At 70.5% G+C, this 25,700-nt stretch carries 22 protein-coding genes and 2 tRNA genes; 21 read left to right on the plus strand and 3 right to left on the minus strand.

Annotated features, from left to right (window positions below; all coding sequences use genetic code 11):
• Window positions 1-143: 143 nt before the first annotated feature.
• Window positions 144-746, plus strand: coding sequence for a biotin transporter BioY (locus ACIGXW_RS20360; RefSeq protein WP_071964801.1), 603 nt, complete (start codon window positions 144-146; stop codon window positions 744-746).
• A 79-nt stretch (window positions 747-825) separates the two neighbouring features.
• Here the strand turns inward: ACIGXW_RS20360 and ACIGXW_RS20365 are convergent, their stop codons facing one another.
• Window positions 826-2,253, minus strand: coding sequence for an amino acid permease (locus ACIGXW_RS20365; protein ID WP_399574648.1), 1,428 nt, complete (start codon window positions 2,251-2,253; stop codon window positions 826-828).
• A gap of 189 nt (window positions 2,254-2,442) precedes the next feature.
• On the opposite strand from ACIGXW_RS20365, the gene ACIGXW_RS20370 reads away from it, so the two are divergent.
• The 14 genes from ACIGXW_RS20370 to ACIGXW_RS20435 all read left to right on the plus strand — a co-directional run bounded on the left by ACIGXW_RS20370 (window position 2,443) and on the right by ACIGXW_RS20435 (window position 19,018).
• The gene (locus tag ACIGXW_RS20370; protein ID WP_071964799.1) at window positions 2,443-2,931 is read left to right on the plus strand and encodes a ribose-5-phosphate isomerase; all 489 of its coding nucleotides are present in this window, start codon (window positions 2,443-2,445) and stop codon (window positions 2,929-2,931) included.
• Between the two features lie 116 nt (window positions 2,932-3,047).
• Window positions 3,048-3,860 carry an Fpg/Nei family DNA glycosylase gene (locus tag ACIGXW_RS20375; RefSeq protein WP_399574294.1) on the plus strand — a complete coding sequence of 271 codons (813 nt, stop codon included), beginning with the start codon at window positions 3,048-3,050 and terminating at the stop codon, window positions 3,858-3,860.
• 411 nt (window positions 3,861-4,271) lie between these two features.
• On the plus strand, window positions 4,272-5,411 hold the full coding sequence (locus ACIGXW_RS20380; RefSeq protein ID WP_399574295.1) for a PP2C family protein-serine/threonine phosphatase: 1,140 nt from the start codon (window positions 4,272-4,274) through the stop codon (window positions 5,409-5,411).
• Window positions 5,412-5,580: 169 nt separating this feature from the next.
• Entirely contained in the window at window positions 5,581-5,913 is a 333-nt protein-coding gene (locus ACIGXW_RS20385; protein WP_071964797.1) for a hypothetical protein, read from the plus strand.
• Window positions 5,914-5,932: 19 nt separating this feature from the next.
• The gene (locus ACIGXW_RS20390) at window positions 5,933-6,247 is read left to right on the plus strand and encodes a pore-forming ESAT-6 family protein (protein ID WP_071964796.1); all 315 of its coding nucleotides are present in this window, start codon (window positions 5,933-5,935) and stop codon (window positions 6,245-6,247) included.
• 48 nt (window positions 6,248-6,295) lie between these two features.
• The gene (locus ACIGXW_RS20395) at window positions 6,296-6,679 is read left to right on the plus strand and encodes a DUF6507 family protein (protein WP_071964795.1); all 384 of its coding nucleotides are present in this window, start codon (window positions 6,296-6,298) and stop codon (window positions 6,677-6,679) included.
• Entirely contained in the window at window positions 6,676-9,075 is a 2,400-nt protein-coding gene (locus ACIGXW_RS20400) for a hypothetical protein (RefSeq protein ID WP_399574296.1), read from the plus strand. Before ACIGXW_RS20395 ends, ACIGXW_RS20400 begins: the two co-directional genes overlap by 4 nt.
• A gap of 37 nt (window positions 9,076-9,112) precedes the next feature.
• Window positions 9,113-9,883 carry a hypothetical protein gene (locus ACIGXW_RS20405; protein ID WP_399574297.1) on the plus strand — a complete coding sequence of 257 codons (771 nt, stop codon included), beginning with the start codon at window positions 9,113-9,115 and terminating at the stop codon, window positions 9,881-9,883.
• A gap of 203 nt (window positions 9,884-10,086) precedes the next feature.
• Window positions 10,087-10,629, plus strand: a complete 543-nt coding sequence (locus ACIGXW_RS20410) for a hypothetical protein (protein ID WP_399574298.1) — start codon at window positions 10,087-10,089, stop codon at window positions 10,627-10,629.
• Window positions 10,630-10,695: 66 nt separating this feature from the next.
• On the plus strand, window positions 10,696-11,028 hold the full coding sequence (locus ACIGXW_RS20415; RefSeq protein WP_399574650.1) for a hypothetical protein: 333 nt from the start codon (window positions 10,696-10,698) through the stop codon (window positions 11,026-11,028).
• A 13-nt stretch (window positions 11,029-11,041) separates the two neighbouring features.
• The gene (eccD, locus tag ACIGXW_RS20420; RefSeq protein WP_399574299.1) at window positions 11,042-12,430 is read left to right on the plus strand and encodes a type VII secretion integral membrane protein EccD; all 1,389 of its coding nucleotides are present in this window, start codon (window positions 11,042-11,044) and stop codon (window positions 12,428-12,430) included.
• A 23-nt stretch (window positions 12,431-12,453) separates the two neighbouring features.
• On the plus strand, window positions 12,454-13,593 hold the full coding sequence (locus tag ACIGXW_RS20425) for a MinD/ParA family protein (RefSeq protein WP_399574300.1): 1,140 nt from the start codon (window positions 12,454-12,456) through the stop codon (window positions 13,591-13,593).
• Window positions 13,590-17,579, plus strand: coding sequence for a type VII secretion protein EccCa (gene eccCa, locus ACIGXW_RS20430; RefSeq protein ID WP_399574301.1), 3,990 nt, complete (start codon window positions 13,590-13,592; stop codon window positions 17,577-17,579). The genes ACIGXW_RS20425 and eccCa overlap by 4 nt, the downstream gene beginning before the upstream one ends.
• Window positions 17,579-19,018, plus strand: a complete 1,440-nt coding sequence (locus ACIGXW_RS20435; protein ID WP_399574302.1) for a DUF6177 family protein — start codon at window positions 17,579-17,581, stop codon at window positions 19,016-19,018. Before eccCa ends, ACIGXW_RS20435 begins: the two co-directional genes overlap by 1 nt.
• Before the next feature lie 49 nt (window positions 19,019-19,067).
• On the opposite strand, the gene ACIGXW_RS20440 is transcribed toward ACIGXW_RS20435, so the two are convergent.
• The gene (locus tag ACIGXW_RS20440; RefSeq protein ID WP_399574303.1) at window positions 19,068-20,147 is read right to left on the minus strand and encodes an acyltransferase family protein; all 1,080 of its coding nucleotides are present in this window, start codon (window positions 20,145-20,147) and stop codon (window positions 19,068-19,070) included.
• 254 nt (window positions 20,148-20,401) lie between these two features.
• Between ACIGXW_RS20440 and ACIGXW_RS20445 the strand changes: the two genes are divergently transcribed.
• Window positions 20,402-20,596 carry a hypothetical protein gene (locus ACIGXW_RS20445; RefSeq protein ID WP_071963363.1) on the plus strand — a complete coding sequence of 65 codons (195 nt, stop codon included), beginning with the start codon at window positions 20,402-20,404 and terminating at the stop codon, window positions 20,594-20,596.
• A 51-nt stretch (window positions 20,597-20,647) separates the two neighbouring features.
• Here the strand turns inward: ACIGXW_RS20445 and ACIGXW_RS20450 are convergent.
• Window positions 20,648-20,721, minus strand: a tRNA-Gly gene (locus ACIGXW_RS20450).
• 177 nt (window positions 20,722-20,898) lie between these two features.
• On the opposite strand from ACIGXW_RS20450, the gene ACIGXW_RS20455 reads away from it, so the two are divergent.
• The 5 genes from ACIGXW_RS20455 (at window position 20,899) to clpX (ending at window position 25,698) form a co-directional block, all read left to right on the plus strand.
• Window positions 20,899-20,975, plus strand: a tRNA-Pro gene (locus ACIGXW_RS20455).
• Window positions 20,976-21,120: 145 nt separating this feature from the next.
• Window positions 21,121-22,491 carry a trigger factor gene (gene tig / locus ACIGXW_RS20460; protein WP_360909859.1) on the plus strand — a complete coding sequence of 457 codons (1,371 nt, stop codon included), beginning with the start codon at window positions 21,121-21,123 and terminating at the stop codon, window positions 22,489-22,491.
• Window positions 22,492-22,863: 372 nt separating this feature from the next.
• Window positions 22,864-23,469, plus strand: coding sequence for an ATP-dependent Clp protease proteolytic subunit (locus ACIGXW_RS20465; protein WP_071963360.1), 606 nt, complete (start codon window positions 22,864-22,866; stop codon window positions 23,467-23,469).
• 54 nt (window positions 23,470-23,523) lie between these two features.
• Window positions 23,524-24,192 (plus strand): ATP-dependent Clp protease proteolytic subunit, encoded by a 669-nt coding sequence (locus ACIGXW_RS20470; protein ID WP_177337882.1) that lies wholly within the window; start codon window positions 23,524-23,526, stop codon window positions 24,190-24,192.
• Between the two features lie 219 nt (window positions 24,193-24,411).
• A complete protein-coding gene (clpX, locus tag ACIGXW_RS20475) occupies window positions 24,412-25,698 on the plus strand; it encodes an ATP-dependent Clp protease ATP-binding subunit ClpX (RefSeq protein WP_086566545.1) in 1,287 nt (428 codons plus the stop codon).
• Window positions 25,699-25,700: the final 2 nt, after the last annotated feature.

Genomic DNA, 25,700 nt, shown 5'->3' on the forward strand with positions numbered 1-25,700 from the left:
AATCACTGCCAACGGCTGCACACGCGCTCGGAACCCGCCAAGAGCGGCCCGTCGCGTTTGTCGCTGCCGTCCGGTGCCCACGGAGTGACGCTCGGCTAACGTCAGCGTGTCCTTACCAATCCTTCACCTCCCGCGGAGTACCGATGGCCACCGCAGCTGCCCCAGCCACCCGGACCGGTACGGTCCTCGCCGACCTGCTTCCCGCCTCGACCGCGGGCCGCGCCCGCGTCCGCGACGCGGCCCTGATCCTCGGCGGCGCCGCGCTGACCGGCATCGCCGCGCAGATAGCCGTCCCCGTGCCCGGCTCCCCGGTCCCGGTCAGCGGCCAGACCTTCGCGGTCCTGCTCGTCGGCACCGCCCTGGGCGCCCGTCGCGGCTTCCTCTCGCTCGCGCTGTACGCCGTGGCCGGCATGGCGGGCATGCCGTGGTTCGCCCAGGCAAAGTCCGGCGCCGCGTTCCCGTCCTTCGGCTACGTCCTCGGCATGCTGCTCGCCGCGACCGTCGTGGGCGCCCTGGCCCGCCGTGGCGCCGACCGCTCCGTGCTGCGCACCGCGGGCACCATGGCGCTGGGCTCCGCGATCGTCTACGCGGTGGGCGTGCCCTACCTGGCGCTGGCCCTGCACATGCCGCTGGGCGACGCGGTCGCCGTGGGCCTGACGCCGTTCCTCATCGGTGACGCCCTCAAGGCCGCACTGGCGATGGGCGCGCTGCCCACGGCCTGGAAGCTGCTGGGCCGCCGCGGCTGAGCACGCCGCAGTCGGTACGTACGGGCCGGGCCCGCACCCAGATCCTGGGTGCGGGCCCGGCCCGTGGACGTTGGTGCGACTACGGGGCGACGGTCTCCGCCGCCTTGCGCCGCTTGTCCCGGACCAGGCCGATGACCAGCACGACGACGCCGAGCAGGGTCGAGAGCAGGACCTGCTCACGGTTGTCGCCGCCGTCGTAGACCATGTAGCCGAGCACGAAGGTGATCATGCCGATGGTGGCCCACGTCAGATACGGGAAGAGCCACATCTTCACGAAGTGCCGCTCCGGCATCTCGCGCTTGATGATGCCGCGGAACTTCAGCTGCGTGACGCAGATGACCAGCCACACGAAGAGCGCGATGGCACCCGAGGCGTTCAGCAGGAACTTGAAGACGGTGTCGGGCCAGACGTAGTTGAAGATCACCGAGATGAAGCCGAAGACGACCGAGCCGAGGATCGCCGCCATCGGCACACCGCGCTTGTTGACGACGGAGAACGCCTTCGGCGCGTCGCCGCGCTGGCCGAGGGAGAAGGCCATGCGCGAAGCGGTGTACAGGCCCGAGTTCAGGCAGGACAGGACGGCGGTCAGCACGATGACGTTCATGATCTGGCCGGCGTGCGGGATGCCGATCGTGTCGAGGGCGGCGACGTAGCTGCCCTTCTCCGTGATGGCCTTGGAGTCCCAGGGAAGCAGGGAGACCACGACGAGGATCGAGCCCAGGTAGAAGACGCCGATGCGCCAGATGACGCTGTTGGTGGCCTGACGGACCGCGCGCTGCGGGTCCTCGGACTCACCGGCCGCCAGCGTGACGATCTCGCTGCCCATGAAGGAGAAGACGACCATCAGCACACCGGTGAGGATGGCGCCGGGACCGTTGGGCAGGAAGCCGCCGTGCGAGGTGAGGTTGTCGAGCCCCGCGCCCGGGTTGTCCGAGCCCGGCAGCATGCCGAACATCGCCAGGCCGCCGATCACGATGAACGCGGCGATCGCGACGACCTTGATGCCGGCGAACCAGAACTCGAACTCACCGTAGGAGCTGACCGAGGCCAGGTTGGTCGCCGTCAGCACGATCATGACGATCAGCGCCCAGGCCCACTGCGGAACGGCCGGTATCCAGCCGTTGAGGATCGCGGCACCCGCGGTCGCCTCGACCGCCAGCACCACGACCCAGAAGAACCAGTACAGCCAGCCGATGGTGAAGCCGGCCCAGCGGCCGAGCGCCCGGTCGGCGTAGGCGGAGAACGACCCGGAGGTCGGGTTGGCGGCGGCCATCTCGCCCAGCATCCGCATCACGAAGACGACCATCGCGCCGACGAGTGCGTAGGAGAGGAGAATGCCGGGGCCGGCGGCGGCGATGCCGGAACCGGAACCCACGAAGAGGCCCGCGCCGATCACACCACCAATCGCGATCATCGACAGATGGCGGTTCTTGAGTCCGGCCTTCAGACCGTCCTCGCCCGCGACCGGGGCGTTACCGGGGTCGCCGGACGTCGACGCCTTCGTCATGGTCGGCGGTGTCGCGCTCATGTGCACGTTCCTTCGGGTTGTTCCTTTGGTTCTCGGGTTACGAGCCACCGCATTAGAACTTTTTAAAGGTGTCTTTAGGAAGACCTGAATCCATTTCGTTGTGTTCACTCAGAGTTACCGGGGTCCTCCTGGCCGGTCGCCGTCCCCGGACGTGCCACACTCGGACGCATGCGCGTGTACCTCGGCTCCGACCATGCCGGCTACGAACTGAAGAACCACCTCGTCGAGTGGCTCAAGGCCCACGGCCATGAGCCCGTCGACTGCGGTCCCCACATCTACGACGCCCAGGACGACTACCCGCCGTTCTGCCTCCGCGCGGCGGAGAAGACCGCCGCGGACGCCGACAGCCTCGGCATCGTCATCGGCGGCTCGGGCAACGGCGAGCAGATCGCCGCGAACAAGGTCAAGGGCGTCCGGGCCGCACTGGCCTGGAGCGAGCAGACCGCCGCGCTCGGCCGCGAGCACAACGACGCGAACGTCATCAGCATCGGCGGCCGCATGCACACCCAGGAGGAGGCGACGAAGTTCGTCGAGATCTTCCTGGCGACGCCGTACTCCGGTGAGGAGCGCCACACGCGCCGCATCGAGATGCTGAGCCGCTACGAGACCACGGGCGAGCTCCCCGAGATCCCGGCCCACCACCCGCAGCAGGGCTGACACCCTTCTCTTCGTCCTCGAGCGCCGGACGGGCCGAAACCGGGCCCGTCCGGCGCTCGGGCACCGGGGTCCGGGGCAAAGCCCCGGGCAGTAGGAAGCGACACCGGGAGACCTCCGTGCCCGAGGGGCATACGATCCACCGCCTCGCGGCGGACCACCGCGAGGCCTTCGCGGGCCGCACGGTCCGGGCGACCAGCCCCCAGGGCAAGTTCGCGGACAGCGCGGCGCTGATAGACGCCCAGGTCCTCGAGACGGCCGAAGCCCACGGCAAGCACCTCTTCCTCGGCTTCGCCGGGCCCGGCTGGGTCCACATCCACCTCGGCCTCTTCGGCAAGTACACCTGGGGCGCGGGCGCCACCGCCCCGCCCCCCACCGAGACGGTGCGGCTGCGCCTGGCGAACCCGGACTCGTACGCGGACCTGCGCGGGCCGACGACCTGCGCCCTGCTCACCGACGCCGAGAAGCAGGCGATACACGACCGCCTCGGCCCGGACCCGCTGCGCGACGGCGACGACCCGGGCAAGGCGTGGCAGCGGATCTCCCGCAGCCGGACCACCATCGCCGCCCTCCTCATGGACCAGAAGGTCGTGGCCGGCGTCGGCAACGTCTACCGGGCCGAGGTCCTCTTCCGGCACGGCATCGACCCCTACCGCGCGGGACGGGACCTGAGCCGGGCCGAGTGGGACGCGATCTGGTCGGACCTCGCGGACCTCATGCGGGAGGGCGTCCGCAACAACCGCATCGACACCGTGCGGCCCGAGCACACCCCCGAGGCCATGGGCCGGCCGCCGCGCGTGGACGACCACGGCGGCGAGGTGTACGTCTACCGCCGCACCGGGCAGCCCTGCCACATCTGCGGCGGCGGCATCCGCACCGCCGGTCTGGCCGCCCGCAACCTCTTCTGGTGCGCCGACTGCCAGTCGGCGTAGGCCCGTGGCTCCGGACCGGGGCCCAACTCCCGTCCGGGCGGCCGCACCCGGCGCGCGCACCCCGGCCCCGCTCGTGGCGCGTGCGGCGCGCGCGGCCCCGGGCGCCGACGAGCGTGACCGCACGCCATCTGTTGCGTATGAGCTTGCTGTGACCAGGGGGGTGAACAGGCGCACTCGAGTCGCATCGATGCACGCGCAATTGCATGTTGGGCATCGCCGACGGCCCCGATCCGCCGCCCGCAGTACGTGCTTCTCCGTCGTCATTCCCATGCTCGGCGGCGCATACCCGTGCAGGGGAACGAATTTCGCATAGGGTTGCTCTCCGGGTGTCCGCACGGCGCCCCCGCGGCAGCCGTGTCGGCGCGGCGTGAATCGACGCACCGCCGAATGGGTGGATAAGGTCCCGATGCAATGACTGGCGCGGCGGAGACCCCGACGGCCCGGATGCGCAAAGCACTGCACCGGGCCCGCACGAGCATGCGCAAGGCCGGTGTCGACTACTTCCGCGGCGACGGCTCCGACTGGCTCGCGCTGACCGCGCTGTTGCTGTCCGTACCCGCTCTCGCGTGGGGCACCATCACCCAGCCGGAGTGGTGTGCGCCCGCCGCGCTCGTCCTGCCCATCGTCGCGGGCGGGTTGCTGCTGCGGCCCGCGAGTCTCCTGGGGCTGTACTCCGCCGCGGCCGCCGCCCTCATCGTGGAGTCGGCGGTCCTCGACGACCCCACCCACCACGGCACCGACCGGGTCAGCCCCGGCACCATCCTCGTCGTCGCGGCCGTCGGCTTCTTCGGCCTGCTCATCGCGCAGTTCCGCAGCCGCGTGGGGGTGCCCTGGCGGCGTGGCGGAACGATGCTCTTCGACCTGCGCGAACGCATCCGGGTGCAGAGCAAGCTGCCCAAACTGCCGCGCGGCTGGCATCGCGAGATGGCCCTGCGCCCGGCCGGCGGCCAGTCCTTCTCCGGCGACTTCGTCGTCGCCGCCCGCACCAACGGCGGCCGCACGCTGGAGGTCGTCCTCACCGACGTCTCCGGCAAGGGCATGGACGCGGCCTCCAGAGCCCTGCTGCTGTCCGGCGCCTTCGGCGGCCTCCTCGGCTCCCTCCCGCCCCATGACTTCCTGCCGGCCGCCAACGGCTACCTCCTGCGCCAGGACTGGGACGAGGGCTTCGCGACCTCCGTCCACCTTGTCCTCGACCTGGAGAGCGGCGACTACGAACTCCTCTCCGCCGGCCATCTGCCCGGCCTCCAGCTCAGCGCCGGCACCGGCCGCTGGGAGGAGAAGGCCGCCGACGGCCCGCTCCTCGGCGTCTACGACGGCGCCCGCTTCGACCCCGTCAAGGGCACCCTGCGCGCCGGCGACGTCCTCATGCTCTTCACCGACGGCCTGGTCGAGACGAACGAGCGCGAACTGACCGAGGGCATGGACCGCCTCACCGGCGAGGCCGACCGCTATGTCACCTCCGGCTTCCACGGCGCCGCCTGGCACCTGATCGAGGCCGTGGCGAAGGACGTCAACGACGACCGGGCGCTGCTGCTGATCTGCCGGGACTGACGGCCGCCGCTGTCAGTTGGGTGCTGGCACAGTGTCACTTCTGTGGGACGTCTGGCACTGTCGTGTAACAGAGTGCCCGTCAGCCTCAGTAGTGCTTTGTGATCACGCTGATGATGTTGATAGACATGTTCGAGCCAAGTAGAGCTTCAGACATGACGGGGGTGAGCTCGTGAAGTTCGATATGGGACAGACGACGCTGTCCGGGCTGGTCAAGAAGACCCACGGATCCAGCGGCGACCTGGCTGGTCTGGTCCGCCAGCTGGTCCACGCGGCGCAGCCGTTGGAGGGCAAGTTCAACGGTGCCGGCAAGGCGGCGTTCGATCAGTTCAAGGCCCACTCGGACGATGTGGGGGCGGCGCTCAACAGCTCGCTGCGCTCGATCCTGGGCGGTCAGTCCGGCATGGACTCCTCCTTCGGCCAGGGCGACCAGGAATCGGCGGACAACGCCCGTCAGCAGATGGCGGCGGCGAACTTCGACGCGGCACGTTTCTCGGGCCGCTAGGACACAGGGGGTATTGGTCATGGCTGGTGCGGGTGCGGACCGTCGTAGTTACGACACGGGCGCTTCGACCGAGGTGCAGGGATCGCTGCAGGGCATCATCGGGCGGCTGGAGACGCTGCTGATCGAGCGTGACGGGGCGGTGAAGGCGGCGATGGCCGACTTCAAGGCCGACGGCGTCGACGATCAGTACCACGGCGTGGAAATGCGCTGGAACAAGGCGGCCACCGAGGTCCGCCAGATCATCACGCTGCTGCGTTCGACGATGGAGAAGAACGACGGCACGGCGCAGTCGACGCTGGCCAAGGCGAAGGCCGCGGTCGACGCCATCGGCTGACGCCGCGGGCGAGTGGGAAGAAACGTTTCTTAAAACGGGGGATCCATCGTGTCCAAGTGGGACATCCAACCGGGTGCCGTGCATGGGGTACTCAACAAGACGGCCGAGTCCGGCGGCAAGTTCGAGGAAGAGTTCAAGGCTTACACCGAGGGCCTCATGCACTCGTCCACCCACGCGGGCACGATGGTTCTGGGCGGGTCCGCGCAGCCCGAGGGCGGTGCCTTCGGCCCCGTGACCCAGGCCCTCCAGGAGTTCCAGAAGGCGACGGAGAACGACCTGAAGTTCCTGCCCGTCCGGACGGGCAAGTCCCTCACGGGCGCGCGCCTGGCCACCCAGGAGTACATCAAGGGTGACCTGGAGATGGCGAAGAACAAGCAGGAGGAGTACTCGAAGGCGCCCACGCCCGAGGAGATGAAGGGGCCCAAGAAGTGATCGAGCCGGGCAAGATACCGACCTTCACGGGCAACCTGCCTCAGCTGGAGAAGGACGCGGCAGCTCTGAAGACGACCGCGGGCAGCATCCGCGACACGGGCAAGGCGGTCCACGACGCCTTCCAGGGGCTGTCGGCGTGCTACGTGGCCCCCGAGCGGGAGCACCTCCTCGACTCGACGATCCCGGTCCGGGACAAGGCGGACGCCTTCGCGAAGAAGCTGGAGTCGGTCGGCGGCGCGCTGCAGGGCTTCGCGACGGCGGCGGAGCCGCTGGTCAAGAAGATGAACCAGCTGCGCAGGGACGCCGAGACGTTCGTCAGCGAGAACAAGAACGACGACGACTGGCAGAAGGACCAGAAGAAGGTCGACGAGAACGCGCGCATCGTCCGCGAGGTCGGCACGACGTGGGTGGCGTTCATGGGCGTCGAGCGCGACGCGGCGAACAAGATCACCGCGCTCGTGGGCGGCACGCACTTCGTGGTCGACGACGGCTCGCACAAGGCCGGCATGTACGGCTTCAAGGAAAGCGACCTCAAGGACGCGAAGGAGACCCCCTGGGGGACGGTCGACAAGCGCGAGTACACCGGTTGGCGGGCCGCGTGGGAGTGGACGAAGGACAACGTCGGCGGCGCCCTGAAGGGCTTCTTCGTCGACGGTGTCTGGGGCACCCTCAAGGGCCTCGGCAGCATGATCAACGTGTTCGACTGGGACAACTTCAAGAAGACCTGGTCGGGCATCGGTGACGTCTTCGGCGGCGTCAGCGCGTACATCGCGACGCCGTACGAGTGGGCCATGGACAAGATGTTCGGCCCGGTCGACCACAGTGACACCGACCGCCAGAAGGCGGCCCTGCGCAACTTCGGCAAGTCGCTGGTCGCGTGGGACGAGTGGGGCAAGAACCCCTCGCGCGCCTTCGGCACCGTGCTCTTCAACGGCCTCACCCTCGGCTCGGGCTCGCTCCTCAAGCTCGGCAAGGCCGGCCAGGCGGGGAAGCTCGGCGCGGGCGCGGAGGCCCTGACCGCCCTGGGCAAGGCAGGTGCCCTCGTCGACCCGGCGAGCTACCTGGGGAAGGCCGCAGGCCTTACAAAGCTGAAGGTCGGCGACCTGTTCGACAGCTTCAAGAGCAGCCGCGAGGGCCTGGACGACATGTCCCGCAACCTGCCGCCGACGAAGCCGGGCGACATGTCCTTCGACCCGCAGGGCAACCTCAAGTACGTCGACCAGGACGGCAAGGCCGGCACGCTGACGAACGACGGCAAGGTCCTCGACCAGAACGGCGACCCCGTCAAGGCCCCGCACCGCGAGCCGGGCAAGACCGACCTGGGCTCCGAGCCGCTGAAGGTGCCGGAGAAGGAGAAGGCCGGCGCCACTGTGGGCGGTGGTGGTTCGCACACGCCGAGCGGTGGCAGCGGCGGTCACGGCTCCGGCGGTCACGGCGGCTCGTCCGCGGACTCCGGTTCGGGTGCGGGCAAGGGCTCCGGTTCCACCGACTCCGGCGCCGGCTCCGGCAAGGGCTCGGGCACCGGCGCCGGTACCGGCGACAACGCCGGCTCGGGCGCGGGTCACGGTGACAACGGCGGCAAGGGTTCCGGCTCTGGTGCCGGCGATGACGCCGGTAAGGGTTCCGGCTCTGGTGCTGGTGACGACGCTGGTAAGGGTTCCGGCTTTGGTGCCGGCGATGACGCCGGTAAGGGTTCCGGCTCCGGTGCTGGTGACGACGCCGGTTCCGGGACCGGTGGCGGCTCCGGTGACGACGGCGGCAAGGGCGGGGACTCCGGGACCGGTGACAGCGGCTCGGGCGACCACACGCCGCCCGGGACGTACAAGCCGGGTCCCTCCGAAGAGGTCCCGAAGATCAAGCGTCACGACGCGGACTTCTCGGACACCCACAACAGCAAGGGTCAGCGCAAGAGCTACCTCAACGAGGACGGCGACCTCGTGCCCGCCAACCCGCACGGTGACGCGTCGATCGTCGATCACATCGTGGGACGCGAGCCGAAGAAGTCGGAAAGCCCGTACACCTCGACCAGTGAGGACGGCGCCAACGCCAAGGACTACGGCGGTCAGAAGATCCAGATCGATCTGCCCCGGCTCGTGGACGACATAGCCAAGGGCAAGGTCAAGGGCGTGGAGGTCTACTCGCCGAAGGAGGTCGAGGCGGCGATCCAGCAGGCCGCCGACAAGACCGCCGGCCGGCACGTGGACCTCACCGTCCCGCGGGACACCCCGCACGACGTGATCGACGCGAAGGCCGCCGAGATGGCCAAGGAGCTCGGCCTGGGCAAGGCCAAGACGAAGAGCCTCGCGCAGCGCATGAAGGACATGATGCACACGCGCCGGGACTCGGAGTGGCTCATCAAGGGCGTCGTGCCGAAGGAATACATCACCGGACCGTGACGACGACCGACGGGCGGAATGCGAAAGGATGCCACTCATGACCCGCTTCAGTGAATTGCTCGGCACGGATTTCGACGGTGAGCCGACTTCGGACATCGACGACGTGATCTACGGTGCCTTCGACGAGCCCGGACACCGGGACCGCGTCCCCGGGCTCGTCGAGTTGATGAACGACCCCGCCGAGCCGGAGATCGAGCGATTCCTGGCCTGCGTGGCGCTGACGTACTGGGGCGAGGCGGCCGGGTACGAGGCGGTACTGCGGGCTGCCGCGGACCCCCGGAACACGCCTTGGTACGACTTCTCGATCGACCGCAAGTTCTCCGTCGACAGCACGTTCGCGCAGCTCGCGGACGCTGTGGCCGATCGGGACCTGACGGAGGAGAAGGGGACCGAGGCGCTGCGCCTGGAGGCGGCCCGCGCTCTGGTGCGGCTCGCCGACAGCGAGTACTTCGAGGACAAGCTGGGCGAGTTGTTCGACAGCGCCACGATGCTGGCGCTGCTGGACGACATCAAGGAGGTCGTCGGCCGGGGCGTGCGCTCTCTGGCCGCGGGGGAGAAGTACCGCTTCGAGCTCTCCACGCAGCTGGTCGACCTGGCGAGCGGGGTGTCGGCCGTCGACGGCCCCCTGGGTGTGGAACTGGCCATGAGCGTGCTGAACGTCGCTTCCCATCCCCGCGCGCTGAACCACGCCGTCCCCGTCGTCGGCCGGGCCAAGGGCCCGGAGGGCCGGCAGTTCGGCGAGTACCTGATGTCGGTCGGCGACGAGAAGGTGCAGCAGCAGGTCCGCGAGACGCTGAACGAGGTCTGAGCGGACCGCGTCGACCCGAGCCCGGCGGGTTCCCTCCTCGAGGGTCCCGCCGGGACGAGGTCGCGAGGGTGCGGCATTCGCCGGTCATCTGCGCAATGCCGGCGGCGCTTTGCGTTTCCCCGGCAATTGTTGATAGTCATGGCGAACGGTGCGTGTCATGCCCGCGCCGTTCCGACGTGAAGTGAATGATTCGGGGGACATTCGTGGCGACTCCGCCGCAGCAGCCGTTTCCGGCACAACAGCCGTTTCCGGCACAGCAGTCCATTCCGGGGCAGCAGCCGTTCCAGCCGCAGCCCGGATTTCCGCCCCAGTCCCAGCCCCAGTTCCAGCAGGGCTTTCAGGGGCACGCGCCGCAGGGCGCCTACTGCCGTCTCTGCGGCGGTTTCCCCGCCGTCGAGACGACCGTTCGCGGGCACCAGGGCATTTTGATCATGATGCGGTTCCTGAGTCTCAAGGGACCGTTCTGCCGCAATTGCGGGACGTCCGTGCTGCGGGACATGACCGGTAAAACGTTGCTGCAGGGCTGGTGGAGCCCCCTCTCCCTGGTCATTCTGACCCCGTTGACGCTCCTTTGGAACGTATTCGTCAGGGTCAAGCTCAATAAGCTTCCGCCCCCGGTCCCCGGTCAGCCCGGCCCGCAGCTGGACCCCGGTCTGCCGCTGCGCCGGCGGCCCGCCGTCTGGGGTGCGCTGATCCCGGTGCTCTGGCTGGCGTTCATGGCCTTTCAGATCGCCCGGGGTTCGTAGACCCGTAAGGCCCACCCGGTCCCTACCGTCCATACCGGTTCAACCGAACCGGCAGAGCGGGGAATGATGGCGAAGGATTACGACAGTCAGCTGCTGGAGTCGGTGTCGGTACGACGCCGGCGGATGCGTGATGCCCTGCTCTTCGGTGCCCAGCGGGCCCGCCGAACGGCGGACGAAAGGCTGGGCAAGATATTCGCGGGAATCGCCATCGCGGCGGTGCTGTGCGCGGGGTGCGTGGGGTGGTCGTTCATCCAGCACACCATCGCCAAGCAGAAAGAGCAGCAGAAGCGGCAGGAACAGCGGTATGCGCCGGTGACGCCTTCCCCGACGCCCGCGCCGACTTCCTCGAAGACCGCAAAGCCGAAAGGAACGAACAAAGTGACGGAGCCGGCCCAGTGATAGGTTCTCGGGCGTGGTGAGCGTGGGGGCGAAGCAGCGTACGGAATTGAGCAGGGTGACGCTCGTCGGCGACCGCCGCCGGGTGGATCTCGTGCTGCCCGCGGACGAGCCCATCGGGCGGCTCCTTCCCGATGTCCTGCGGCTGTTGGGCGACAAGGTCGGCGACCGTCCGGCCGCACGACACCTGATCACCGCTGACGGAACGGTTCTGCCGCAGGACGGCACCCTTGCCGAGGCCGGCGTGCCCGACGGCGCGCTGCTCCGGCTGGTGCGCGTGCACGACGCGCCCTCCGCGCCCGTCGTGCACGACGTCACCGACGAGCTCGCCGAGGACCTGGACGTACGGGCCTGGCGCTGGCGTCCCGCGGCCCGGCAGTGGACCGCGAGCCTCGCCACGATCGTGCTGGCCCTGACCGCCGGAGTGCTCGCGCGCGACAGCCTCGGGGCGGCCGCCGTGGCCGGCGGCCTCGCCGGGATCGCCGCGCTCGTCGCCGCCGTCGGTGCCGTCTGCGCGGCCCTCGGCGGCCGGAAGGCCCGCGAGGAGCGGGGCGGCGCCCCCGCCGGCCGTGAACTCGGCACCACCCTCATGCTCGCCGGCGGCGCGCTCGGCCTCCTCGCCGCGTGGACCGCCGCCGACGCGCACGCCTGGTCCGGGCCCGCACGGCTCGCCGCCGTGGCCGGCGCGCTGGCCGTGACGCTCGCGCTCCTCGGACTGTTCTCGCCGCTCGGCAAGGGCGGACTGACCGGCGCCGCGGCGATCGTGGCGACCGCCGGGGCGTGGGAGGGCGTCGCGCTGTTCCAGGACGAACCGGCCCGCGTCGGCTCCGTCATGGCCGTCGTCTCCGTGGTCGTCCTCGGTCTGCTGCCACGCCTGGCGCTGATGGCGGCCGGTCTCACCGGGCTCGACGACCGCCGCTCCGGCGGCGCCTCCGTCAGCCGGCACCAGGTGGAGACCGCGCTGGCCGCCACCCACCGCGGGCTGGCCCTGGCCACGGTCGTCGTCGCGGCGTCCGCGGTCGGCGGCGGGATGCTGGCCGTCACCGCGCCCACGTGGTGGACGGTCCTGCTCACGGCCGTGCTCGCCGTCGTCCTGCTCTCCCGGTCCCGGGCCTTCCCGCTCGTCGCCGAGGTCGTGGTGCTGCTGGCCGCCGCCCTGGTGCTGCTCGTACGCCTCGCGGTGCTCTGGATCGACCACATCCCCGGTACGCCGGCCGGGCCGCTGGCCGCGCTGTGCGTCGTGGCGGTCGCGCCGCTGGCCGCGCTGGCCGTCCGGCTGCCGGAACACGTCGGCGTCCGGCTGCGCCGCGCCGTGGACCTCGTCGAGACCATCGGTGTGATCGCGCTGTTCCCGCTCGCGGTCGGGGTGTTCGGCGTCTACGTGCGCCTGCTCCACCAGTTCTGACCCAGGAGTTCCAGGAGAGACGCATGGCCCAGGACGACTGGCAGGGCGACGTGCTGCGCAACCTGCGCGGCGTGACGGACAGCCTCAAGCACGAGACGGACGAGGCGAAGGGGGCGGGCGAGCAGGACGCTCCCGCCCCCGCCGCCCCGCCCGCGACCGCACCCCCGGTGGCCGACACGGCCCCGGGGGCCGTCGCCGACCCCCGGCCCGTACCGGCCCCGCGGCCCCTGCCCACGCCCGTCACCATGGAGCTCCCGCTCCCCGAGGAGCTGATCAAGGGCAAGCCGCTCAGCGGGGACTCCGCCGCCAAGCGGACCTCCCGCTCGCTGCGCCGCCTCGTCGGCTCCTCCGCCACCCGCGAGGTGGAGGAGGCGACCCGCGTCGCCCAGGCGCTGCAGCAGCCGCTCACCACGGGCCGTCAGATCGTCGTCACCAGCATCCGCGGCGGCGCGGGCAAGACGACCGTGAGCGCGCTGCTCGGCCGCACATACGCGCACTACCGCCAGGACCCCGTGCTGATGCTGGAGGCCGACCCCGCGCTGGGCACGCTCCCGGCCCGGCTCGGCGCCACCAAGGTGCGCTGGACCACCAGCGACCTGGCCCGGATCCTCGATCCGTCGATGCAGCTGAACGACGTCGTCGGCTATCTCGTCCAGCTCCCCGACCGGGGCTGGCTGCTGCCCGGCAGCCAGGGCCGGGTCGGCAACCGGCTGGAGCTCGACGAGTACCGCTCGGTGATGGTCGCCCTGCGCCGCTACTTCGGCATCACCGTCGTCGACTGCGACACCCTCCCCAGCGAACTCTCCCGCACGGCCCTGGCCGCGGCCCAGGCCCGGGTGCTGGTGACCCCGGCCACCGCCGAGGGCATCACCAGCACGCGCGCGGTGCTGGACTGGATGGTCTCGCTGGGCAGGCCCCGGTTGCTGGAGGGAACCGTGGTGCTCGTCGCCGCGTCGTCCCCCCATATGACGCTTGACGTGACCGCGGCGAGCGAACACCTCAGGGTCGACGGCGTGAAGGTGCTGACCCTCCCTTACGACCGGCACCTCGCCACCGGCGGCCGGATCCACACCGACCTGCTCGGCCAGGCCACCCGCGAGGCCGTCACCGAGCTCGCCGCCGACGTCCTCACCCGAGCCATGAGCAGGCGAAGCACCCGATGACCACCCGCATAGTCCACCGCCCCGCCCGTACCACCCGGCCGCTGCCGGTCCCCGAGGCGCGCACCGTCGAGCCGCCGCCCAACCTGCCCGAGGGCAAGACGGGCGGCGCCCTGCACACCCTCATGCCCATCGCGGGCGTGATGAGCTCCGTCGTGATGATGACGGTGGTGCGCAACAGCCAGTTCGCCGGGCTCGGCGCGATCGTCCTCGTCGTCACCGTCATCGGCTCGGTCGGCATGCTGCTGTCCCAGCGCGGCAAGGCCCAGCGCACCCGGCGCCAGCAGCGCGAGCGCTACCTGGAGTACCTCGAGGAGCTGCGCGAGGAGCTCGGCGCCGAGGAGCGCGAGCGCCGCGAGGCCGCCCGGCTGCTCGACCCGCCGCCCGAGGCGCTCTACGACCTCGTGCGCGACCCGGCCCGGCTGTGGGAGCGGCGCCGCCTGGACGGCGACTTCCTGCGCGTCCGCGTGGGCACCGGCCGGATGCCCGCCCGGCAGCTGACCATCGGTGAGCAGGGCAGCAGCGTCCTCACCCCGCCCGACCGGTTCATGCTCAACGAGGCCGGGGCGCTGAAGAATCGATTCTCCACCGCTGCCGACCTGCCCCTGACCGTCCCCCTCGACCGGGCCGGCAACGTCAGCGTCGTCGGCGACCGCGAGGGCGTCCTGCGCGTGGTGCGCGCCCTGCTCACCCAGGCCGCCGTCGCCCACGCCCCCGACGACGTCGCCTTCGCCCTCGCCTGCCCCGGCGACCGCATGGGCGACTGGGCCTGGATCAAATGGCTGCCCCACACCCTCGACCCCGAGGAGCACGACGGGCCCGTCAGCGCCCGCCGCATCGCCCCCGCCCTGGCCCCGCTCGCCCGCCTGATGAGCCGCGACCTGCGCGCCCGCGCCTCCTACGCCGCCGAGGTACGCCGCGGCCTGTCCGGCAAGGACGCCCTCGAGATGGCCGGCCGGCTGCTGGTCGTCAGCGACGAGTACGGCGAGGACGCCCACGAACTGCCCCGCCCCGACGACGCCGTGACCCTGCGGGACATGGGCGTCACCGTGCTGCACCTGGTCGCCGAGCGCGTCCAGGAACCCGGCCAGGTCTCGCTGCGCATCACCGTCGACGGCGACCGGGTCCACATCGAGGACCTGCGCCCCGCCGAGCCCGTCACCTCCGAGGGCACCAGCGACCGCGCCACCGCCGCCGGCGCCGAAGGACTCGCCCGCCTGCTGTCCCCCCTGCGCCTGTCCGCCGAGTCCCTCGTCGACGCACCCCTGTCCGGCCCCGTCGACTTCGCCGAAATGCTCGGCATCGACGACCCGGCCGCACTCGACGTCGCCCATCTGTGGCGGCCCCGCGGCGAACGCGCCTTCCTGCGCGTCCCCATCGGCGTCAGCGACAGCCGCGAACCCGTCCTGCTCGACCTGAAGGAATCCTCCGAACTCGGCATGGGCCCGCACGGCCTGTGCGTCGGCGCCACCGGCTCCGGCAAGAGCGAACTCCTGCGCACCCTGGTGCTCGCGCTCGTCGCCTCGCACCCGCCGGAGGACCTCGCCATGGTCCTCGTCGACTACAAGGGCGGCGCCACCTTCGCTCCCTTCGCCGACCTGCCGCACGTCGCCGGCGTCATCACCAACCTCGAGAACCAGGCCGGCCTCGTCGAGCGCGTCCACTCCTCCCTCGCCGGCGAGGTCCAGCGCCGCCAGCAGGTCCTCAAGGACGCCGGGAACATCGCCGACATCGGCCACTACGCCGCCCTGCGCGAGACCCGCCCCGACCTCGACCCGCTGCCCCACCTCTTCGTGGTCATCGACGAGTTCGGCGAGCTGCTCACCGCCAAGCCCGACTTCATCGACCTGTTCCTGTCCATCGGCCGCATCGGCCGCTCCATCGGCGTGCACCTGCTGCTCTCCAGCCAGCGCATCGAGGGCGGCAAGCTCAAGGGCCTGGACACCTACCTCTCCTACCGGCTCGGCCTGCGCACCTTCTCCGCCGACGAGTCCCGCACCGTCCTCGACACCACCGACGCCTTCCACCTGCCGCCCATCCCCGGCTTCGGCTACCTCAAGGTCGACACCAGCGCCTACGAGCGGTTCAAGGCCAGCTTCGTCTCCGGCCCCTACCGCGGCCCCGCGCTGCCCACCGAAGAGGACGGCGGCCCCGTCGTCCTGCCCTACCCGGACTTCAACACCCTCGGAGAGCCCGAGACGGCCGCCGGCGACGCGGAACCGTCCATGCGCCACCGCAACCCCGGCCCCACCACCATGTCCGTCGTCGTCGACCAGCTGCGCGGCGCCGCCGCCCCCACCCGCGCCATCTGGCTGCCGCCGCTGCCCAAGGCCATCGCCCTGGACGCCTCGGCCGGCCCCGTCCAGGCCGGCGGGCGCGGCCTCCAGCTCGCCGTACGGCCCGGCCCGCTCAAGGTGCCGCTCGGCCTCCTCGACGACCCGGCCAAGCAGTGGCAGGGCCAGTGGGTCCTCGACCTGACCGTCGCCGGCGGCCACGCCGCCGTCATCGGCGGCCCCCAGTCCGGCAAGACCACCCTCCTGCGCACCCTGGCCCTCTCCCTGGCCATGACGCACACCCCGCGCGAGGTCGGCATCTACGGACTCGACCTCGTCGGCGGCGGCCTCGCGGCCCTGGCCGGACTCCCGCACGTCGGCGGCATCGCCGGCCGCGCCGACCGCGAACGCGCCGCCCGCACCGTCGAGGAGGTCCGCGGCATGCTCGCCGCCCGCGAGGAGCTCTTCCGCGAGCACGGCATCGACTCCGTCGAGCGCCTGCGCGAGCTGCGCGCCGAGGGCCGGCTGCCGGAGCTGTCCTCCACCGAGATCGTGCTGATCATCGACGGCTTCGGCGCCCTGCGCGACGACTTCGAGGAGATCGAGGACGCGGTCACCGACCTGCTCAAGCGCGGCGGCGGCTACGGCATCCACGTCGTGGCCGGCATGCTGCGCTGGAACGACGTCCGCATCGCCACCCAGGCCATGTTCGGCACCCGCGTCGAGCTGCGCCTGAACGACCCCGGCGACTCCAGCATCGACCGCAAGCTCGCCGAGACCCTGGGCCCGGACGAGAAGGGCCGCGTCCTGACCGACGGCAAGCTCTTCGCCCAGACCGCGCTGCCCCGCATCGACGCCCTCGCCTCCACCACCGAGCTGGGCCCGGCCGTCGAACAGGCGGCCATGGTGATCCGCTCGGCCTGGTCCGGCGACGGCGCCCAGCGGGTCCGGGTGCTGCCCGCGCGCATCCCCGCCGCCTCCCTGCCGTCGGTGACGGCCGAGCCCAACCGGGTGCCCCTCGGAGTGGACCAGACGGCGCTCGCGCCCGTCCTGCTCGACCTCTTCAAGCGCGACCAGCACCTGATGATCCTCGGCGACAGCGAGTGCGGGAAGACCAACCTGCTGCGCCTGGTCACCCAGGGGCTCATGGAGCGCTACTCCGACGAGGAGATCGTCTTCGCGGTCATGGACCCCCGCCGCGGCCTGCGCAAGCTGGTGCCCGAGGAGTACCGCGGCGGCTACGCCCACAACTCCAAGCTCTGCGGCGCCCTGGCCACCGGCATCGCCACCGAGCTCGAGAAGCGCATGCCCGACGACCTCGCCGCCCAGGACGCCCTCGCGTCCGGCACCTGGTACTCGGGCCCGCGCATCGTCATCCTCATCGACGACTACGACATCCTCACCACCGCCGGCCAGCAACCGCTCGCGCCATTCCTGCCGTTCATCCCCTCCGCACAGGACATCGGCCTGCACTTCGTCGTCACCCGACGCGTCGCGGGCTCCTCCCGGGCGCTGTACGAGCCGTTCCTGATGACGCTCCGCGAGAGCGGTACGACCGCGGTCGTCATGACCGGCGACCGGCAGGAGGGCCAGCTCTTCCCCGGCGTGTACGCCAGCGCCCAGCCGCCCGGCCGGGGCACCCTCGTGCGCCGGGGCGAGACCACACGGCTGATCCAGACGGCGCTGGCCGAGGACGACGGCGACAAGGACATCTGATGACCAAAGACGTGATCGCGCTCACCGAGCGGATGCCCGACACCGTGAGCATGCTCGCGGGCCTCCTCTCCGGCGGCCCCGACCTGCAGGTGCGGACCCTCGGCGACGGGGCCGTGGTGCAGCTGTGCAACGCCGAGGGGCGGCCGCTCGTCTCCATCGAGGCGCCCATGCTGCTCCAGGTGCCGGGCGAGGCCGCCCGGCTGCTCGGCCCCGATGCCGAGCCGGCCTCCGGCACGGCCTGGTGGATCGAGGCCCGCGCCGCCACCTCCGTGCCCCAGGCCGAGGAGCTCGCCGGCGCCTTCGCGGCCCGCCTGACCATGATGCTGGGCGGGACGATCTGGCCGCCGGACGTCCCCGGCACCACCGACCCCGCCCACCCCGTCGACACCTCCGGCATCACCGCCGTACCGGCCCCCGCGGCCGCCCAGCCGGCGGTCGACATGCTCACCCCGCGCACGGCCATCGTCCTGCAGGACCGGCCGGTCGTCCCGATGACCAGCTGGCTGTCGGAGGCGCTGCGCGCCGCGCTGGAGAGCGACCGCGGCCTGCAGATCGTCACCCCCGGCCACTGCCGGATCTCCCCGGCCCTGCGCGCGGTGCTCGACGCGCCCACGCGCTGGGTCGTCCAGGACGAACGGTGCGGCTACTACGACGGGACGTCCGGCGCGGTGCTGCGCTGGGAGGACGGCGCGTTCGTACCCGACCGCGACGAGAGCGGCGAGACCCCGGTCGCCGAGTCCTTCGCCGACCTGCGGCCCACCGACGACCGCCGGCTCATCGTCTCCTTCCGCACCGTCCACGCACCCGAGGCCGACCTCGTCCTCGGCGGGGCCCTGGAGACCGTCTGGCGGAAGCTGACCGGCGCCCCGCCGGCGGGCTGGAGCACCGCCGAACCGGTGAACGTGCCGTGGTCGCGGCGGCAGCTGACCGCCCTGGCCTACGAGCGCGCCCCCCGGCCCACCTGGACCGTGGTCGTCGGCCACCCCGACCGCCCGGCCTTCGCCACCCTGCGGGTCATCCGCACTCCCAAGGGCGTCGAGGAGGACGTCACCCTCACCCTGGGCTACGGCCCGGGCGAGGAGGTGCCCCTCGCGGAGCTGCCCGCCCTGGCGGACGAGCTCGTGACCCGGCACGGGCTGGCGTCGCTGGTGTGCCAGCTGCGCGAGGCGGGCCGGGACCTGAGCGTCCCGCCCCGCCTGGAGCTGCCGCCGGTGCCGGTCGGCTTCGCCCTGGGCGCCGAGGAGGTGCGGGAGGTGGGCAAGGCCCACGCGTCCCGCACGCCGCTCCGCGAGGCCCCGGTGCGGCTCGGCCCGGCGTCCCGGCCCGGCTACTACTACGGGCTGGGCGACGGCGAGGGCCCGGAGGGCTGGGAGGCCATGAAGACCCTCATGCACTACCTGAGGTCGGGCGGGGAGGACTTCGCCGCAACGGCCGGCTGACGGCCCCGCGCGCGGGACCGCCCACGGCCCCGCGCGCACGGCCCGCGCCTCACTTGGCGGAGGTGCGGAACGCCCAGTCCATCCGCGGCTCCACCACGCAGCGGAACACCCGCCGCACGGGGGCGGTGCACAGCACGGTCATCATCCCGATCGCCAGCACCGTCACCACGACCCCGCCCACCGGCCGGCGGATCCACTCGGCGGCGTCGTACCACTCCCACCACCGCGACAGCTTGATCAGGAAGCCGTGCAGCAGGAACCCGTACAGGGTCCCGCCGCCCAGCGCGGTGAACCACATCCTGCGGCGCGGCACCCACGCCAGGAAGCAGGCCGTGAGCACGGCGGCGCAGGCGAAGAGGGCGAGGAGGGCGACCGGGGCGGTCCAGGCCGGCTCGTGCAGGCCCTGGGCGCTGTCGTTGTGGAAGAACCACTCGGTGTTCAGCTGCGGCGGCTGCCAGTAGTTCACCGCGACCACCGTGGCGAAGACCGGCACCGCGGCGACGCGCAGCCAGCGCCGCCGCACCAGGTCGAAGTGGTGGCGCTCCAGGTGCAGACCGATCACGAAGAAGGGCAGGAACTGCAGCACCCGCTGCAGGTCGAAGTCGCTGCCGATGTCGGGGGAGACCGCGGCCAGGACGGCGATCACCAGGGCGACCGGCACCGGCCAGCGGATCGCCTTCCAGATGGGCGTGGTCAGCCGCCAGACGAACAGCGCCGCCAGGAACCAGTTCAGGTACCAGGGGTTGGTCAGCGAGATCGACTCCGGCGGAGCATCGTCCTCCGCCCAGTGCTGGAAGTACGTGTAGGCGACCTCGAAGACCACGTACGGCACGACGACGCCCGTGACCAGACGTTTGACCTTGGCGGGACTCAGATCGAAGCTACGGGAGAAGTAGCCGGATATGAGGATGAACGCCGGCATGTGGAAGGCGTAGACCGTGTAGTACAGCGCTGTCGCCGTACGGCTGGTGTAGGTGAGCGGCTGCCACGCGTGACCGAGGGCGACCAGCACGATCGCCAGGTACTTCGCGTTGTCGAAGAAGGGGTCGCGCCCCGTGGGGGCGGTGGCGCCGGCCGTGGCCGGGCCGGGCGCTGTGACCACCGTGGCAGGGGTGGCTGTGGGGGACATCCGAGGCACCCTAGCCCGGTGGGTGATCTCGTGGAACCCCCGTCCCCGGGTCGCCGACCGGTCCGACAACTGCTCCGTCCGCGTGGATTCCGGCCGGAACCCTCCGTCAAGAACCCCTGGTAATACCCCGATGAATCGTCACGGCATCCCCCAGGAAGGCGAGTTGGTGGCACGATGGTTGCGAGTGGGGGGCGTGCGGAAGGGCATGGCTCCCGGGCCCGGCCAGGCGTTTCCGAGCGAAGGTGTGATCAGTCGTGGTCGTTTCACTGTCCGTGGTGCTGCTCTTGGCCATCGTCCTGGTGGTGATGATCCGTAGCAACAACATCAAGGCGGGCCCGGCGATCGTCGCCATCCTCTTCGGGTTCTTCCTCGCCTCCACGGGCATGGCGCCGTCCATCACGAGGTTCCTGAACTCGCTCGCGGAGACGATAAGCAACATCAAGCTCTGATGTCTCCCGGACAACGCAGAACGCCTCCGGCGAAGGCCGGAGGCGTTGCGGTGGAGCGGGCGACGGGAATCGAACCCGCGTAGCCAGTTTGGAAGACTGGGGCTCTACCATTGAGCTACGCCCGCGTGCGCCGTCGAACACCCGGAAGTGGTGCGGCACGTTGTGCATCGTAGCGGGTCGGGGTGGTGCGTCGCACATCACCCCCGCGGTGCGGGCGGACCGCGCCACCGACGGCCGGGTGCCAGTGCCCCGAATGCGGCAACCGACGCCCTCCCGGGCATGTACCCTACGTCTCGCACCGACGGGGTGTGGCGCAGCTTGGTAGCGCGTCCGCTTTGGGAGCGGAAGGTCGTCGGTTCGAATCCGGCCACCCCGACCAGCAAGATCACATTGTGGGGCCCATCCTGCTTGCGGTTACTATGCAAGCTGCGCGTCTGTGTGTCTTCCTACCGGGCGCGGTCCGCTGAACATCAGCACCCGCTGAGCAGCAGAAACCCAGAAGTCAGCCCCAAGGAGACCGAACCGTGAAGAGCGCCGTGGAGACCCTGAACCCGACTCGGGTTCGGCTCACTGTCGAGGTGCCCTTCGAGGAGCTCAAGGCCAGCCTCGACGCGGCGTACAAGAAGATCAACCAGCAGGTCACGGTGAAGGGCTTCCGCTCGGGCAAGATCCCCGCGCGCGTCATCGACCAGCGCTTCGGCCGTGGTGCCGTGCTGGAGGAGGCCGTCAACGACGCGCTTCCGAAGTTCTACACCGAGGCGGTCAACGAGGCCGACCTGAACCCGCTGGGTCAGCCCGAGGTCGACATCACCGAGCTGAAGGACGGCGAGCTGCTGGCCTTCACCGCCGAGGTCGACGTCCGCCCGACCCTCGAGATCCCGGACTACTCCGGCATCGAGGTCACCGTCGACGCGGTCGAGGTCACCGACGAGGACGTCGAGAAGTCGGTCGAGCAGCTGCGTGAGCGCTTCGCGACCACCTCCCCCGTCGAGCGCGCCGCCGCCGAGGGCGACATCGTCACCGTCGACCTGGAGGCCAAGGTCGACGGCGAGGTGCTGGAGGACGGCGTCGCGTCCGACGTCGACTACACCATCGGTTCCGGCCAGCTGCTGGACGGCATCGACGAGGCCGTCAAGGGCCTCGAGGCCGGTGCCTCCGCCACCTTCACCTCGCAGCTCAAGGGCGGCAGCGCCGAGGGCAAGGACGCCGAGATCAAGGTCGACGTCAAGTCCGTCAAGGCCCGTGAACTGCCCGAGCTGGACGACGACTTCGCCCAGATGGCGAGCGAGTTCGACACCCTCGAGGAGCTCAAGGCGGACAGCCGCAAGCGCCTCGAGCGGATGAAGACGTTCGACCAGGCCACCCAGGCCCAGGAGAAGGTCCTCGAGGAGCTGCTGCAGCTCGTCGAGGTCCCGATGCCCGAGAAGCTGCTCGAGGACGAGGTCAACACTCGTAAGCACAACCTCGAGAACCACCAGCTCGCCCAGATCGGCATGACCCTGGACAAGTACCTGGAGATGCAGGGCAAGTCCGCCGAGGAGTTCGACGCCGAGCTCAAGGAGCAGGCCGAGAAGGGCATCAAGACCCAGTTCGTCCTCGACGAGATCGTCAACAAGGAGAAGGTCTCCGTCGGCCAGGAGGAGCTCACCGAGCACCTCATGCGCCGTGCGCAGTCCTCCGGCATGAGCCCCGACCAGTTCGCGCAGGCCGTCGTCGAGCAGGGCCAGGTCCCGATGCTCGTCGGCGAGGTCGCCCGCGGCAAGGCCCTCGCGACCGTCGTCGAGGCCGCCACGGTCAAGGACTCCAACGGTGAGGTCGTCGACCTCGAGGACGAGGACGAGACCGAGGCCGCCGCCGAGACGGTCGAGGCCGCCGAGGACAAGACCGAGGCCTGAGCCCCGCTCCCCTCGTAGGTCCTCCGTACGGACCCGTAAGGGTCCCGTACGGGCCTCGTACGGATCCCGTACCGAGCGTGTTCAGGACGGGCCCGGACGTGAGCCCCCGCCATCCGGCGGGGCCCGCGGCCGGGCCCGTCCTGTTCCCTGCGGGGCCGTTGTGCGCAGTGGCCGAACCTGCGCTCAGAGCGAACAGTTACTGATGCGGGATGGCGCCTGCCGACCAGCGCGTTAGGGTCCGTAGATACGAGGGCAGGGGAGACATGGCAGCGCGCCGGACCGTTCCGGCCACGCCACCCCCCGGTCCCCAGAGAAGACGCGGAGACGGCCCGTTGCCGTCAGAGACGAGCAGGTGGATACGTGACTAATCTGATGCCTTCCGCCGCCGGTGAGATCGCCATCGGTGGTGGCCTCGGCGACCAGGTCTACAACCGGCTGCTCGGGGAGCGGATCATCTTCCTGGGTCAGCAGGTCGACGACGACATCGCCAACAAGATCACGGCGCAGATGCTCCTCCTGGCCGCGGACCCGACCAAGGACATCTACCTCTACATCAACAGCCCCGGCGGTTCGGTGACGGCCGGCATGGCGGTTTACGACACCATGCAGTACATCCCGAACGACGTGGTCACCATCGGCATGGGCCTCGCCGCCTCCATGGGCCAGTTCCTGCTGACCGGCGGCACCGCCGGCAAGCGATTCGCGCTGCCCAACACCGACATCCTCATGCACCAGGGCTCCGCGGGCCTCGGCGGCACCGCCACGGACATCAAGATCCAGGCCGAGCAGCTGCTCCGCACCAAGAAGCGCATGGCGGAGATCACCGCCGCGCACACCGGCCAGACCGTGGAGACGATCATCCGCGACGGTGACCGCGACCGCTGGTTCACCGCCGAGGAGGCCAAGGAGTACGGGATCATCGACGAGATCATCACGCACGCCGCTGGTGTTCCGGGCGGCGGCGGCACGGGCGCCTGACGCCCCCTGCCGGACCGCCGACAGCCGTATTCCAGCCCACCGACCGCCATCAGGATGGTGAACACCCGCATGAACATCTCGTCGCCCAGCGGCCTCTACACCGGCCCCCAGGCTGAAGCCCGCTACGTCGTGCCGCGCTTCGTCGAGCGCACCTCGCAGGGCGTGCGCGAGTACGACCCGTACGCGAAGCTCTTCGAAGAGCGCGTGATCTTCCTCGGCGTCCAGATCGACGACGCCTCGGCCAACGACGTCATGGCGCAGCTGCTGTGCCTGGAGTCGATGGACCCGGACCGCGACATCTCGATCTACATCAACAGCCCCGGTGGCTCGTTCACGGCCCTCACGGCCATCTACGACACGATGCAGTTCGTGAAGCCGGACATCCAGACGGTCTGCATGGGCCAGGCCGCCTCCGCCGCCGCGATCCTGCTCGCCGCCGGTACCCCCGGCAAGCGCATGGCCCTGCCCAACGCCCGCGTGCTGATCCACCAGCCCTCCAGCCAGACGGGCCGCGAGCAGCTCTCCGACCTGGAGATCGCCGCCAAGGAGATCATGCGCATGCGCACGCAGCTGGAGGAGATGCTGGCCAAGCACTCCACCCAGCCGATCGAGAAGATCCGCGACGACATCGAGCGCGACAAGATCCTCACCGCTGAGGACGCGCTCGCATACGGTCTGGTCGACCAGATCGTCTCGACGCGCAAGTCGTCCGTGACGGTCTGACCGGTCTCACCCACCGGTCGGCCGGTTCACTCCGGCAGACCCTCCCGGCCGGTCCGTCCGGCCGGTCCGGTCTCGGCCACCGTGCCGCCGACGACGGGCTCTCCCTTGGCCGAGTAGGGCCAAGGGGGGCCCGCACGGGGGGCCCGGCAAGGTACCGTCGATAGGCAAGCACCCGGGTCCGCAGAGCAAGGCGGATCCCAGGCGAAGGGGAAGCACCTCGTGGCACGCATCGGTGACGGCGGCGACCTGCTCAAGTGCTCGTTCTGCGGCAAGAGCCAGAAGCAGGTGAAGAAGCTCATCGCGGGTCCTGGTGTGTACATCTGCGACGAGTGCATCGACCTCTGCAACGAGATCATCGAGGAAGAGCTCGCGGAGACCTCCGAGGTGCGCTGGGAGGAGCTTCCCAAGCCCCGTGAGATCTACGAGTTCCTCGAGGGCTACGTCGTCGGCCAGGAGGCCGCGAAGAAGGCCCTGTCCGTCGCCGTCTACAACCACTACAAGCGTGTCCAGGCCGGCGAGAACGGCGGCCACAACCGCGACGACGGCATCGAGCTGGCGAAGTCCAACATCCTGCTGCTCGGCCCCACGGGCTCCGGCAAGACGCTGCTCGCCCAGACCCTGGCCCGCATGCTGAACGTCCCGTTCGCCATCGCCGACGCCACGGCCCTGACGGAAGCCGGCTATGTCGGCGAGGACGTCGAGAACATCCTGCTGAAGCTGATCCAGGCCGCCGACTACGACGTCAAGAAGGCCGAGACCGGCATCATCTACATCGATGAGATCGACAAGGTCGCCCGAAAGAGCGAAAATCCGTCGATCACACGGGACGTGTCGGGCGAGGGCGTCCAGCAGGCCCTCCTCAAGATCCTCGAAGGCACCACGGCCTCCGTCCCGCCCCAGGGCGGCCGCAAGCACCCGCACCAGGAATTCATCCAGATCGACACGACGAACGTCCTGTTCATCGTGGGCGGCGCCTTCTCCGGCCTCGAGAAGATCATCGAGTCCCGGGCCGGCGCGAAGGGCATCGGCTTCGGCGCCACGATCCGCTCCAAGCGCGAGATCGAGGCCAGCGACCAGTTCCAGGAGGTCATGCCGGAGGACCTGGTGAAGTTCGGCATGATCCCGGAGTTCATCGGCCGCCTCCCCGTCATCACCTCCGTCCACAACCTCGACCGCGAGGCGCTGCTCCAGATCCTCGTCGAGCCGCGCAACGCCCTGGTGAAGCAGTACCAGCGGCTGTTCGAACTCGACGGCGTGGAGCTGGACTTCGACCGCCCGGCCCTCGAGGCCATCGCCGACCAGGCGATCCTGCGCGGCACCGGCGCGCGCGGCCTGCGCGCCATCATGGAAGAGGTCCTGATGTCGGTGATGTACGAGGTGCCGTCCCGCAAGGACGTGGCCCGCGTCGTCATCACGGCGGACGTCGTCCAGTCGAACGTCAACCCGACGCTGGTGCCGCGCACGCGCGGCAACGAGCCGGGGGAGCGGCACGAGAAGAGCGCGTAGCG

This window comes from Streptomyces sp. NPDC053079 (genome assembly GCF_044546695.1).
In the GTDB taxonomy this organism is placed as follows: domain Bacteria; phylum Actinomycetota; class Actinomycetes; order Streptomycetales; family Streptomycetaceae; genus Streptomyces.

Coding starts and splice junctions, on each gene's coding strand:
- ACIGXW_RS20440 (WP_399574303.1), bottom strand. CDS start 20,147: ATGTCCCCCACAGCCACCCCTGCCACGGTGGTCACAGCGCCCGGCCCG.
- ACIGXW_RS20380 (WP_399574295.1), top strand. CDS start 4,272: ATGACTGGCGCGGCGGAGACCCCGACGGCCCGGATGCGCAAAGCACTG.
- ACIGXW_RS20370 (WP_071964799.1), top strand. CDS start 2,443: ATGCGCGTGTACCTCGGCTCCGACCATGCCGGCTACGAACTGAAGAAC.
- ACIGXW_RS20415 (WP_399574650.1), top strand. CDS start 10,696: ATGGCGAAGGATTACGACAGTCAGCTGCTGGAGTCGGTGTCGGTACGA.
- ACIGXW_RS20390 (WP_071964796.1), top strand. CDS start 5,933: ATGGCTGGTGCGGGTGCGGACCGTCGTAGTTACGACACGGGCGCTTCG.
- eccCa (WP_399574301.1), top strand. CDS start 13,590: ATGACCACCCGCATAGTCCACCGCCCCGCCCGTACCACCCGGCCGCTG.
- ACIGXW_RS20465 (WP_071963360.1), top strand. CDS start 22,864: ATGCCTTCCGCCGCCGGTGAGATCGCCATCGGTGGTGGCCTCGGCGAC.
- ACIGXW_RS20425 (WP_399574300.1), top strand. CDS start 12,454: ATGGCCCAGGACGACTGGCAGGGCGACGTGCTGCGCAACCTGCGCGGC.
- ACIGXW_RS20360 (WP_071964801.1), top strand. CDS start 144: ATGGCCACCGCAGCTGCCCCAGCCACCCGGACCGGTACGGTCCTCGCC.
- ACIGXW_RS20405 (WP_399574297.1), top strand. CDS start 9,113: ATGACCCGCTTCAGTGAATTGCTCGGCACGGATTTCGACGGTGAGCCG.
- ACIGXW_RS20365 (WP_399574648.1), bottom strand. CDS start 2,253: ATGACGAAGGCGTCGACGTCCGGCGACCCCGGTAACGCCCCGGTCGCG.
- ACIGXW_RS20470 (WP_177337882.1), top strand. CDS start 23,524: ATGGTGAACACCCGCATGAACATCTCGTCGCCCAGCGGCCTCTACACC.
- ACIGXW_RS20435 (WP_399574302.1), top strand. CDS start 17,579: ATGACCAAAGACGTGATCGCGCTCACCGAGCGGATGCCCGACACCGTG.